The organism is Xenorhabdus miraniensis, assembly GCF_002632615.1.
The window spans coordinates 1-13,032 of record NZ_NITZ01000028.1; the positions used below are offsets into that span (position 1 = coordinate 1).

Annotated in this window: 13 protein-coding genes; 4 read left to right on the forward strand and 9 right to left on the reverse strand. The window is 40.0% G+C overall.

The window, feature by feature from the left end:
- Window positions 1–96: 96 nt before the first annotated feature.
- From hxpB to Xmir_RS19030, 3 genes are all read left to right on the forward strand, one after another.
- Window positions 97–723, forward strand: coding sequence for a hexitol phosphatase HxpB (hxpB, locus tag Xmir_RS19020; protein ID WP_099115685.1), 627 nt, complete (start codon window positions 97–99; stop codon window positions 721–723).
- Between the two features lie 208 nt (window positions 724–931).
- Complete coding sequence (locus tag Xmir_RS19025; RefSeq protein ID WP_099115686.1) at window positions 932–1,531, forward strand: metal-dependent hydrolase; 600 nt, start codon at window positions 932–934, stop codon at window positions 1,529–1,531.
- 460 nt (window positions 1,532–1,991) lie between these two features.
- Window positions 1,992–3,383, forward strand: coding sequence for an L-cystine transporter (locus Xmir_RS19030; RefSeq protein WP_099115687.1), 1,392 nt, complete (start codon window positions 1,992–1,994; stop codon window positions 3,381–3,383).
- A 245-nt stretch (window positions 3,384–3,628) separates the two neighbouring features.
- Here the strand turns inward: Xmir_RS19030 and htpX are convergent, their stop codons facing one another.
- The 8 genes from htpX to ftnA all read right to left on the reverse strand — a co-directional run bounded on the left by htpX (window position 3,629) and on the right by ftnA (window position 11,389).
- A complete protein-coding gene (htpX, locus tag Xmir_RS19035; protein ID WP_099115688.1) occupies window positions 3,629–4,516 on the reverse strand; it encodes a protease HtpX in 888 nt (295 codons plus the stop codon).
- Between the two features lie 179 nt (window positions 4,517–4,695).
- On the reverse strand, window positions 4,696–6,786 hold the full coding sequence (prc, locus tag Xmir_RS19040) for a carboxy terminal-processing peptidase (RefSeq protein WP_099115689.1): 2,091 nt from the start codon (window positions 6,784–6,786) through the stop codon (window positions 4,696–4,698).
- Between the two features lie 19 nt (window positions 6,787–6,805).
- On the reverse strand, window positions 6,806–7,516 hold the full coding sequence (proQ, locus tag Xmir_RS19045) for an RNA chaperone ProQ (protein WP_099115690.1): 711 nt from the start codon (window positions 7,514–7,516) through the stop codon (window positions 6,806–6,808).
- A 95-nt stretch (window positions 7,517–7,611) separates the two neighbouring features.
- On the reverse strand, window positions 7,612–8,109 hold the full coding sequence (locus Xmir_RS19050; protein ID WP_099115691.1) for a GAF domain-containing protein: 498 nt from the start codon (window positions 8,107–8,109) through the stop codon (window positions 7,612–7,614).
- Between the two features lie 578 nt (window positions 8,110–8,687).
- Window positions 8,688–9,041, reverse strand: coding sequence for a YebY family protein (locus Xmir_RS19055; RefSeq protein WP_099115692.1), 354 nt, complete (start codon window positions 9,039–9,041; stop codon window positions 8,688–8,690).
- A 210-nt stretch (window positions 9,042–9,251) separates the two neighbouring features.
- Window positions 9,252–10,268 (reverse strand): CopD family protein, encoded by a 1,017-nt coding sequence (locus Xmir_RS19060; protein WP_099115693.1) that lies wholly within the window; start codon window positions 10,266–10,268, stop codon window positions 9,252–9,254.
- Window positions 10,268–10,654 carry a CopC domain-containing protein YobA gene (gene yobA, locus Xmir_RS19065; protein ID WP_099115694.1) on the reverse strand — a complete coding sequence of 129 codons (387 nt, stop codon included), beginning with the start codon at window positions 10,652–10,654 and terminating at the stop codon, window positions 10,268–10,270. The genes Xmir_RS19060 and yobA overlap by 1 nt, the downstream gene beginning before the upstream one ends.
- A gap of 228 nt (window positions 10,655–10,882) precedes the next feature.
- On the reverse strand, window positions 10,883–11,389 hold the full coding sequence (gene ftnA / locus Xmir_RS19070; protein ID WP_099115695.1) for a non-heme ferritin: 507 nt from the start codon (window positions 11,387–11,389) through the stop codon (window positions 10,883–10,885).
- A 328-nt stretch (window positions 11,390–11,717) separates the two neighbouring features.
- Between ftnA and Xmir_RS19075 the strand changes: the two genes are divergently transcribed.
- Window positions 11,718–11,948 (forward strand): DNA polymerase III subunit theta, encoded by a 231-nt coding sequence (locus Xmir_RS19075; protein ID WP_099115696.1) that lies wholly within the window; start codon window positions 11,718–11,720, stop codon window positions 11,946–11,948.
- A gap of 47 nt (window positions 11,949–11,995) precedes the next feature.
- Here Xmir_RS19075 and pip read toward each other — a convergent pair whose 3' ends face one another.
- Complete coding sequence (gene pip / locus Xmir_RS19080; protein WP_099115697.1) at window positions 11,996–12,949, reverse strand: prolyl aminopeptidase; 954 nt, start codon at window positions 12,947–12,949, stop codon at window positions 11,996–11,998.
- Window positions 12,950–13,032 lie beyond the last annotated feature (83 nt).

A 13,032-nucleotide genomic window follows, 5' to 3' on the forward strand; every position in this document is an offset into this window, starting at 1 on the left:
AAAAAAATTAATTTAAAATTCATTAAATTAACTTTAAATTCGTGACTATATGTGATTGTTAATGATTAGCACTGACTAGATAAACGTATTTTTGATATGGATGGCTTACTCATTGATTCCGAGCCTTATTGGGAACGGGGAGAAAAAAGTGTATTCAGTGCATTGGGGCTGGATTTGACATTAGCCGAAAAACTGCCTGATACATTGGGATTACGAATCGATAAAGTTGTTGAATTATGGTATCAGGCATCCCCTTGGCAAGGCCCCTCCAAAAGGGAAGTGGAACAACGTATTATCAACTACGTCGTACAATCAGTTAAAGAAAACCGCCCTCTCCTACCCGGAGTAGAACATGCTTTAAACCTCTGCCGCGAGCGTGGATTGAAAATTGGTCTGGCTTCGGCATCTCCCCATGAAATGCTTGAGCAAGTACTCGAATTGTTCAACTTGCGACATTATTTTGATGTTGTTGTTTCTGCGGCTAACTTACCTCATAGCAAACCACACCCGGAGGTTTATTTGCAGGCTGCCAGCCAACTTGGCGTTGAACCAATTCATTGCGTCACATTAGAAGATTCATTTAACGGTATGATAGCAACCAAAGCCGCAAGAATGCGTTCTATTGTTGTTCCTGCTACTCATCATTTCGATGATCACCGATGGTCATTGGCAGATATTAAATTGAATTCACTAGAACAGTTAACAATAGAAAATATGACTTAATAGCTAAATAGCTGCTGCGCTGCTACTGCCCAATACTCACCTTTCTTACATCTGGCAGCGCAAATATCAAACACTTTTTATCCACTAAGATGCCCCAGATAAATAAAGATTTTTCTTATTTACCCCCTATCATCCTTATGCAAAACCCTCTATACTGCCAACTGTACGTATACACAGCAATCAGCATAAATAATTAGTATAAATCGTTATGACAGCAGAAGGGCACCTTCTTTTTTCCGTTGCCAGCCTTGTATTGGCTCACCAGCTAGAAATTACACCAGAAATAGCACAGGGAGATTGGCTACATATGCTTCCTGGCGTACTTCTGGCTTCATTACTACCTGATATTGATCACCCAAGTTCAACTTTAGGTAGATTATTCCGTTTTATATCCATTCCAATCGCGCGCCTGTGCGGGCATCGTGGGTTTACACACAGTTTAGTCGCTCTCATTGCAGGTATTACTTTATTTCAGACGGAAATACCCCCTGACTGGCCTATTCCAACTGATTTTGTCCATGCCATGGTTGTAGGTTATATCAGCCATTTGATTGCTGATATGCTGACTCCTGCCGGTATTCCACTTTTATGGCCATTAAGAATACGTTTTTGTATTCCTATTGTTAGAGGTAAGGATAAGCAACGCAAGAAAACTGAACGCTTCATCGCTGTGTTGCTGGTAGTAATTGCCATTATTCTTCCGCAACATATTGAATCTTCGTTCGCTAGCTATTTAGACAAATTTCAATTGGATAAATTACAGCTAGATAAGTTGCAAATTGATAAATTACAGAATCTCTATAAGTAGCCAATTGATTGTATTTTCACTAAATCAGCACCTCATTTGAAAAAGTGGGGTGCCCTAAAACATAAAAATTTCTTTTATATCCATTCTTATTCTTTTTTGAACAGCACTTATAACTCAATAAAATATATCTTCTACCTGTCGAAACCGAAGGAAGTAAAACAGCAATAGATTAGGATATATAACCAATTAAGCTAGTTAGTGAAAAATAATTATATTAAATTCCATTTAATTATAAGAAACACGGTTCTTATGCTGATACCATTCTCCTATACACTTCATGGTATGTACCCGACAAATTTCAGGCAGCAAAAGCGACTGAAAAATAAAAAGTTATCTATTACCACATAACACGGTTACATGGCATACATAAAAATCATATAAATATCGTTATACCCAATAGTTTGCAGGTTGCAACACAACAATTTGCAAATAAAGGGTATAAAAGTTTTGGAGACTAGGGATGAATTTACCGCTCATCATCAACATGCTCGTTTTTGTAGCGCTACTTATTTTATTAGCAAAAGCGGGCTCAAATAACTGGAGCTTGTCCAAAAAGGTTCTTGTGGCTTTAGCAGTAGGTGTCTTTTTTGGGCTGGCATTGAACATCATTTATGGCACAAACAATCCTACAGTGAAGGAATCAATTAAATGGTTCAATATCGTTGGTAATGGCTATGTGCAGTTATTACAAATGGTTATTATGCCATTGGTTTTCGCTTCCATCCTGAGCGCTGTTGCACGTTTGCACAAAGCATCTTCTTTAGGGAAAATCAGTTTCCTGACTATTGGTACGTTGTTGTTCACTACCGCAATTTCCGCCTTAGTCGGCATCGTAATTGCCAATTTATTTGGACTAAGTGCAGCCGGCCTAATTCAAGGCACTCAAGAAACAGCTCGTTTATCAGCCATTGAAACCAACTATATCGGTAAAGTTACTGATATGAGTGTACCTCAGATCATTCTCTCTTTTATTCCTAAAAATCCCTTTGCTGATCTAACTGGAGCAAATCCTACTTCTATTATCAGTGTTGTGATTTTTGCAACATTTTTAGGCATCGCTGCATTACAAATGCTCAAAGATGATCGTGAACGCGGTGAACGAGCTCTCGTTGCCATTGATACAATGCAGTCATGGGCAATGAAACTGGTTAGATTAGTTATGCGCCTAACTCCATATGGTGTAATGGCTTTGATGACTAAAGTTGTAGCCAGCTCCAATATCCAAGATATTACACAATTAGGTAATTTTGTTGTTGCTTCCTATATTGCCCTTGGTTTGATGTTTGTCGTTCATGGCGGACTTCTGGCACTTATTGGTATTAATCCTCTGAAATTCTTTAAAAAAGCAGGGCCTGTACTGACATTTGCATTTACCAGCCGTTCAAGCGCGGCGAGTATCCCTATGAATGTTGAAACACAAACTCGCCGCCTCGGTGTGCCTGAGTCTATTGCCAGTTTTTCCGCGTCTTTTGGTGCCACCATCGGCCAAAATGGTTGTGCGGGTATTTACCCAGCCATGCTTGCTGTCATGGTTGCTCCAACCGTAGGGATTGATCCGTTTGATCCTTTGTGGATTGCAACTCTTGTTGGTATTGTGACTATCAGTTCTGCTGGTGTTGCTGGCGTTGGTGGTGGGGCAACATTTGCAGCGCTCATTGTTTTACCTGCCATGGGCTTGCCTGTTACCTTGGTAGCACTGTTGATTTCTGTCGAACCTCTTATTGATATGGGCCGTACAGCGTTAAATGTTAATGGTGCAATGGCCGCAGGTACAATTACCAGCCAATTAATGGGACAGACTGATAAAAAAATATTTGAACAAGATGAAAACGTGGTATTAAGCAAATCTTAAACCACTTAAATAACACTGGCCTCCTTTGACTGTGAGTTCAAAGGAGGCATTTTTATAAGATTCCTGCCCTACTTCCTTTCTCTCAAATACATTCATAATGAAGATCCCCTCTCCCTGAGAATCAAATAAATTTTGCAATATGTTCAAAAACACGATCAAAAAAGCCGGGAGTCACCATGACGCCCGGCCTTCTATCAGAAATAATTTAAGTGCTTACTCAAGCTTCTTACCAGAAGCCTATGGCATTATTTTATATACTCGCCACTACGCAGAGCTTCAATGCGCTTATCCAAAGGTGGATGCGATAAGAATAGTTCACTGAAACTCTTAGATTTGCCATTAATACAGAATGCCATCATGCGACCTTCTTCTTGAGGTTCGTAGCTGGTTTTAAGACGTTGCAACGCAGCAATCATCTTTTCACGACCAACCAATTTTGCTGATCCTGCATCCGCATGAAATTCACGGTAACGGGAGAACCACATGGTAATAATACTTGCCAAAATACCAAATACGATCTCCAACACCATGGAAATAACCATATAAACAATTGGGTTGCCATTACTGTTACTTTCTTCGCCTTCATCATCACTGCTTGAAAGGAAACTTGCAGCAGCCTGTGCAATGATGCGTGAGATGAAAATAACAAATGTATTTACAATACCCTGTAACAACGTCATCGTTATCATATCACCATTTGCGATATGGCTGATTTCATGCGCAATGACAGCTTCTGCTTCATCACGGCTCATATTGTTCAGCAGCCCAGTACTAACAGCAACCAGAGAAGCATTACGGCGTGCCCCTGTCGCAAATGCGTTAATATCAAGAGCATCATAGATAGCGACTTGTGGCATGGTAATTCCAACCTGATCCGATTGACGACGTACAGTTTCCATCAACCAGGCTTCAGTTTCGTTGGAAGGTTTTTCAATAACCTGACCACCAACAGAACGCAGAGCCATCCATTTTGACATTAATAAAGAAATGAAAGCACCACCAAAACCAAACAAACCAGCCATAATCATGAGGCCAGCAACACTACTCCGCTGTACTCCTGTAAGTGAAAGTATTATTCCAAACACTACCATGACAGCAAGGTTAGTGAGAAGAAACAAGGCTATTCTCATCATATAAATTTGCTTCCTTTAATTATCGAACAGTTCAACTAAAAGTTAGGCCATAAGATGGGGGCTGAGCCCATATTATTCAAGTTTTTTAAGATGTTAAGCGATAGAATCAACATAACTTTACAATATGATAAAAAAGGCCGACTTGATAGCCGGCCTTACATCAATAACGAATTCTATAACTATTTCGTTATAGCCATTTCAGCAGGCTGATGCGCTAAATCTAACGCAATTTTTACCGATTCATCTAAGTATGGATCAGGCCCTTTATAATCTTTTGGTAAATCATCAAGTGACTTGAGCTGTTTTTTCCCTTCACGTTTAAAACGTTCATTCAGACGATTCAACTTAGTTGCTTCATATTGCTTATTCTCTTTCTCTCTTTGGATATAGTTTAGAGAATAAACACCATTGCGCTCCTTCATGGCCTTATAATAAGCAATATCCTCTTTGATATATTTAAACTCAGGGTCACTAGCAACACGATTGTTATGCAATTTAGTCAATAGCGTCGCCAACTCCGAAATCACTTTCGAAGAAGTATAATCCGCAGGTTGGATACTGTCCCAAGGTAGCGCATTATCTTCCTGGCTTTCACCTATTTCATTAGGATCTTCACCTGTGAGCATAACTATATCAGGCGTTACACCTTTCAACTGGGTGCTGCCGCCATTGACTCGGTAAAACTTCTGAATGGTATATTGCACAGAGCCGATTTTCGGCCAATCAGGCTCTAACATTTGATCATAAATCCGGTGCAGAAGACGGTGCATCTGAACTGTACCTTTACCAAAAGTAGGTTCGCCCAGAATTAATCCACGCCCATAATCCTGCATAGCCGCAGCAAAAATTTCAGACGCCGAAGCGCTTCTATTATCAACTAAAACAACCAGAGGGCCTTTGTAATATATTGCTTCATCCGTATCCGATTCTTCTTTAACTTTACCAATATTGTCTCGAATCTGAACAATGGGACCAGTAGTAATAAACAAACCAGACAGAGAAACGGCTTCCGTTAATGCCCCACCACCATTGCTACGCAAATCAATTACAATCGCGGAAACGCCTTGCTTAGTCAGTTTTTGCAACTGAACTTTGACATCGTTAGTCAAGCCAACATAGAAGCTCGGTATATCAAGAACCCCCACTTTTTCCTTGCCGACAGTCTTCACCGACATCTTGACTGCATTATCTTCAAGGCGGATATTTTCACGAGTTAAGGTGACAATATGATTTTTTGCCCCTTTCGTACTTGGAATAACTTCAAGACGGACTTTACTGCCTTTCGGCCCTTTGATCAGGGCAACAACGTCTTCTAAACGCCACCCGACAACATCCACAATAGGCTTGCCAACTTGCCCAACACCAATGATTTTATCCCCAACTTTCAGTAAATTACTTTTAGCCGCCGGGCCACCTGCAAGTAATGAGCGGATAGAGATATATTCATCCTCATATTGTAAAACAGCACCAATACCTTCAAGAGAAAGGCTCATCTCTGAGTTAAATTGCTCTGTATCTTGAGGTGAGAGATAGCTGGTGTGAGGGTCTATTTCACGGGTAAAAGACATCATGATACTTTGAAAAACATCCTCACTTTTAGTCTGTGTGAGGCGCTTCATCAACATCCGATAACGTTTAATCAGTGTCTCTTTGATTTCTTTATCATTTTTGCCTGATAATTTGAGATTTATCCAATCAAATTTAATCTTGGCATCCCAAAGCTTATTCAGTTCCTCAACACTCGTTGGCCAAGGCGCTTTGGTACGTTTTGTATCAATCGTATCATGCCCTTCTAAGTCAACGGGCTGCTCCAAACGAGAGAGCACATATTGATAACGTTCAAAACGACGTTTTTGCATTAAATTAAACAGAGCGTAAGGCAGCTTCAGATCGCCATTTTCAAGATCTTTTCCTAACATGCCCTTTTGAGCCGCAAACTGTGCAATATCCGATGCCAGAAACACATTGTGCCCATAATCTAGCTGGTTCAGGTAACGATCAAATATTTTCCCTGAAAAATCAGCATCTAAATAAAATTGGCGATAATGAGAACGAAGCAAGCGTGAAACAATTCGCTTACTTACAGTAGAATGTTGTGGCTCCGGTTTTAAATCTGGCAACTGACTCAGACTGATAACAGCGGCATTGTGATTATTAATGGTACTGCCACTATTACCACCACTGGCGATATTGCCATTAGTGGTATCTGAATATCCTGTACTAGAAAATGATAGACCTAAAACGAAAGCCAAAGTAATGAGTTTGTTCATGCCCAAGTTGGCCTCCGTATCAGAACTTTAAGTGTTCTGCGCGTACAATCATTGCCAAACCAGTAGGTAACTGCACTCTTACACCATCTTTTGCGATTTCAAGCACAGAAGCATCTATTAAGCTTTTTCCTACGTTTACTTTGATTGTCTGACCGACTTTCAAAGAAGATACGTCTGTGACTGATGTTAACTCAGATTGTACAGTTTTCTTTGTGGTTTTATCTGCAGGTTTACGCGATTGTTGCAGACGGTTTTGCGAACGAGATGGACGTTTTTCACCATCACCTGATGTTTTTTGACGACGAGGAGCCGCCTTTTTACTTACAGGGCGTTCACTTTTCTTTTCAGATACGTTTTCAGTTTCACGTTTCTTGGCACGCTGTTCAGCTCGTTGAGCCTGTACACGCGCTTTTGCTTCTGCCAATTGCTGACGAGCATGTTCAATATGTTCGGCTTCCAACTCGCCACATATATTCCCATCAAGGTCAACACGCTGGGCTCCCTCTTTAACGCCATAAAGATAGCGCCAACTGGAAGTATACAAACGCAAAGCAGAACGGAGCTGTGTTTTACTTAAACACTCTTCACTCTGAATACGCTCAACGATATCCTGAAAGATCCCGATCTTCAAAGGACGTGCTTCACCTTCTGCTACGAAACAGAGCGGGAAACGCTCAGCCAAGAAAGCAATAACTTCTTTACTACTGTTCAACTTAGGTTGATTTTCCATGAAATTTCCTGATTACAACGGTTTTGCCAACCAGCGCAGGCATGAACAGGCGACATTATAATAGCGTTACTGATAAATGCCACGTCATACGTATGTTAAGTTACATTCTGTTGTAGATATTTTGACACAACACATTGTCCCAAGTGCTCACAAAGCCTGATCACCAGCACTTCCAAGCCATTTTCATCATTCTCGTCAAACCGATCAAAAACCGTGCTATCGATATCCAAAACCCCAATAACTTGTCCATTGATTTCCAAAGGAAGAACAATTTCGGCATTACTAGCGGCATCACAGGCTATATGACCGGGGAAATCGTGCACGTCAGAAATACGCTGTGTACATTTATTCGCAACAGCCGTTCCGCATACACCTTTTCCTACAGGGATGCGAACACAAGCGTTCTTACCCTGAAATGGCCCTAATACTAGGGTATCATCATCCACTAAATAAAAGCCAACCCAATTAACATTATCCAAACGTTCATATAACAATGCGCTTGTGTTAGCAAGAGAAGCTATAAAGTCATATTCACCTGACAGCAGCGCCATCAAGCTGTCTGTTAGCTCTTTATAAAATTCATTCTTATTCATAAGACCCTATAAAACAGATAAAATTTTAACAAAATAAAAACAAAAATTTTACATGAAAATTTTTATCCTAGTTCAGCCGACTATTTCTGAGAAAAATGTGCCATCAAAATATCAATTTCCCCAAAATATAAACTGTCTTTCTGAATTTAAATTTTCTTTAATTCTTTTTACCAGTATTTGCTGATAAAACTCAGGTAGATATCACAGCTTATATTAAAAATCACTCCAATTTGCAGCCAGAACCGTGTTCTTGTTCATATTGTTATTATAAAACACCAAACCAAGATCCCGAACGATTGTTTTCTTCTCACCTACTTATTATATATATAACAAAATGAGGTAATTTCTTGAAAAGAGAGTCAAAACACTCTCACCTTATAATAGACAAAAAAAGGCCGAGTTCACTCCTATACTCGGCCTAGGGAAAATGGCTCTGTCAAAGAGCCTTGCGCAAAAGTTGCCATTGAGACGTAGAACAACTTACCACCTAAAGCGTAGTTGACATGGCATGATTTACCAAGTTTTACCCCTTATTAGGTATTCTAGGCACCATTAACATTAGAAATATTAACCAGTTTTTATTTTTTATCATTTGAATGATCACATAAAGCCGATGCCGCTTTCTGGAACGGCTCTACGCTCATTTTTTGATTGGGTTTTTCTGGATTATCTAAGAGGATTGTATCTAATGATGTTGCAATAACTTTATTAGATTTCATCAATTTTGTTGCCAAGTCATTCAACGGATACTGCATTAGTGTACTAGGATTTATCACAAATAGCGCCCCATCTGAGCGACAATCAAGCATCACCTCTTCGCGGGTAAATGCCCATTGCTTACCAAATTGTAGCTTGCTAATGGTTTGTATTGGCGAACTTACTCCCTGAAAAGAGAGAAGCAAAAAAGGCAAAGCCCAATATATTCGTTTCATTATCATTCCCCTGAATACCCGTCGTCTTTCAAGTTGCCGCTTTGTTGGCTGCGTTCAATAACCCCAGTCACATAGTGAGCTATGCTCTTGGGGATTCATTCCCTTGCCGTCGCGCTGCATCTTGAAATCCAATAGGCTATAGATACATGATCTGATTTTATCGTTAATTTTTCTGTTAATGTACCTGAAATTTTACCAATCACTAGAGAATCATGCCGGAGGCTGCGTTGCAAAAATTGCCACACATAATAATGCAGATGTTCCCAGAATAATCTCCAACCAGATATTGATGATCAACAGTTGATAACAACCTTTCTGCTTCAATTTAGGAACTAAAATATAACGGTTGATCAACGCCAAAAATACCATGCCAGTGACCAACACAATTTTCAGCCATAACATGGATTGGTATTCAGAAATAGCGCGATTAAAAACCGGCCAACCCGGAATTAAAATCACACTACTCACAATTCCCGTTACAATCACCAGAAAAACGGCAAAGTGCCCATAGAGAGAAAACTTTCTCATTGCCGTCATACTTTCTGCATATAAACCAGCAGCAATATTTTTACTACTGTCTATATCCCCTGCATGTGTGCCATTAATTCCGTATGCACTATTAATTCCGTGTGTATTATTAACTACGTATGTACTATCACGATATAAATTTGCTTCCGGTGCTTTCTTCAAACGCAAAAATTGCAGGCACAGCAAGAATGGCCATAATCCCCCAAACCAATAACCCGCACTCAGCAAATGAACAACCTGATTGGCTTGCAGTAATAACCCTATGTTTCCTTCATACATAGCGGCGTGACCAATGAAAGCGTGACTGGATAATAAGATAACCGCACAACTGAGCAATAGAAGGTTTCTGACCTTGGTATTGGAAAGGAATAACCCACCAACAGCAAATATTGCAACCAATAACTGCCATTGCCACACTTGCCCAAAAGAGGTTCCTAATACAGCCAGCCAAATACCCGGGACATAGATATCTTGCCAGCCATCCCCCATTAACCCTGCCTGAGTAACAAACCAGACTAAGGAGGTTATTAAAGCCAGCACCGTGCTGATTAGAATTCCAACCCTTAACCGTTCTCCCATCAGCCTCGAAAAATGACCAGAAGTCAGCATCACTGTGAATAAACTCAAACCAAACATCAACATGACGACGACAAAATGAGAAAAACGGCAGAATACGTATAGTGCCTCTAGAGAGATCATTATCTTACGGTAAAGCTATAAGCGCCTTTTGTTTTATGACCATCGACGGAAAGTACACTCCAGTCGACACTATATTCTCCCGCAGCGAGTTTACCTTCAACTGGCAGGATAAGTTTGGTTTTAGTTTCTGGATCAAGTTCCAACTTACCGGTTTTGATCGCTGTTTTTTCCGGGCCAGTCAATTTTACTTTACTGAATCCAAGTTCAATACGCTCTGAAAAACTCAAAGTAATGGTTTGCGGAGCAGCTTCAACTGTCGTGTTTTCTGCTGGGATCTGATCTTTCAAATGCGCATGAGCTAAAGCTTGTTGGCAAGACATGCCGACAAAAAGAACAACAAGAGCAGATAACTTAGCCCAAGATGAACGGATACTAAAAGTAGACATATAGATAACCCTTTAATATACAGGTGAATTTTTCATACTAAGACGGGAATTCTATATCAAAAGATCGGTTTAATCTGCGATATTCGAAGGGTAATGTCCTGACCTGTGAAGCACTACGCAAAAATGAGGGTAAAAACGAAAAGAACCGTAATTCCTGCCTCAAAAATAAACGAAAAAGCGGGAACTACGGTGAAAAAAGCGGTTCAGGCAAATTTCTTTAGTGCTCTCTTAAGCGTGGTTTGGTGCCATAGACAAACCTTTCAGGTCTTTATCCAGCAAGAACAGTGACTTGCCACTTTCACCCACCATATCCAGTTTATCCAGAATGGATTTGAACAATTTTTCTTCTTCATGCTGTTCAGCAACATACCACTGTAAGAAGTTAAAAGTAGAATAATCCTGTGTCATCATCGCAACATGAGCAAGTTTGTTGATTTCTTCTGTAATTAATTTTTCATGCTCATAAGTCTGATTGAAGACATCAGAGATAGAATTAAACTCAACCGGAGGAGCCTGAATAGCACCCAGCACAGGCATTGAACCAGTATCACCCAAATAATCAAATAAACGCTGCATATGCTGCATTTCTTCTTGTGAATGCGCTTTCAGAAATGCTGCTGCACCTTCATATCCTTTGTCACTGCACCATGCACTCATTTGCAGATATAAATTCGCAGAGTAAAATTCCAGATTTAACTGCTCATTTAATTTCTTGATCATTTCTTGTTTTAACATCAGCCAATCCTCCTAATAATTTATTAAACTGGGCGTATTATGCCAATTAAAAACACATAAAACAAAAATAAAATAAAAATATATAACTTATTGATAATTAATATTTTATCCTCGATAAATAATAGAAATAAATCTCATTAAATATAATGAAACAAGAATCAATTTTATTTAATTTAATTATTTACCTTAAAATAAAAACTTTAATAGAAATGAGAATTGATATTATTTATATTTATTTGATGTTTTTTTAAGCCCTTTAAACCACTTGATAAACCCAAAAGAGTCGATTAATTTTCTTCCCAAGAGATAAATTTTCAGAGAGGCCATAATGGAGCATAACTTAGCCAGATTATCTAAAGATGAGATGGATAAAGTCAATGTTGATTTAGCAGCATCCGGTGTTGCTTTTAAAGAGCGCTATAATATGCCTGTCATTCCCGATACTGTCGAGCAATCACAGCCACCCCATCTGCGAGAATATTTCCAGCAGCGTTTGCATCACTACCGCCAGCAATCAAGGTTTCTGTCGCGCTTGCCTTATGAACCCAAAAGCCGTTAAAGAGATGACAAAAAAGGTAACCACCACTGAATGGGTGGTTATCTCGGCTATTTTCTGACAAATCTATCAGTTGCCTTGATTAATTGGTGCAAAATGCCGGGCTCATCAAAAGAGTGACCTGCACCTTCCACAATACACAGTTCCGCTTCTGGCCACGCTTTTGCCAGATCCCATGCGCTCTGGATCTGACATGCCATATCATAGCGTCCATGTATAATGACGGCTGGAATATGCCTGATCGTATCAATATGATCCAATAACTGCTGAGTTTCATCCATAAAGCCGTTATTGATGAAGTAATGATTTTCAATGCGTGCAAATGCTAAAGCAAATTCATCTTCCGCAAATGAATCTGAATGCTCAGAAGGCAGCAACGTCACAGTTTCTCCTTCCCAAAGACTCCATAAACGCGCCGCTTCCAACTGCACTTGCAGATCAGCGCTCGTCAGCCGTTTGTTATAAGCTGCGATCACATCTCCACGCTCTTCTTCAGATAAGATAGATAACATACGTTCCCATTTTTCAGGGAAAAAACGAGAAGCACCTTCCTGATAATACCAACTCAATTCTTGGGGACGAAGCAGAAAAATTCCTCTTAGTACCAATTCAGATACATGACCCGGATATTTTTCAGCATAGGCCAAAGACAACGTTGAACCCCACGAACCACCAAAAACCAACCACTTCTCAACGCCCATCAAATTACGCAACCGTTCAATATCATCAATCAAATGCCACGTTGTATTATTCTCCAGACTGGCATGAGGTTTGGAACGGCCACAACCACGCTGATCAAACAGCATAATATGATAACGCTCAGGATCGAATAACTGACGATGATAGCTTGCAATACCACCTCCAGGGCCGCCATGAATAAATACCGCAGGCTTACCTTTCGGATTACCACACAATTCCCAATAAATTTGGTGCCCATCCCCGGTATTTAAATACCCTGTTTGATACGCATCATAAGCGGGATAGAATTTCCGTTGTTCCGTCATAAGGCCCTCTCTCTGTTCAAACAAAACGGGATACTTTCCCGGTATCCCGTCCATATTCAAAGATAGTATGACAAACTATTTAA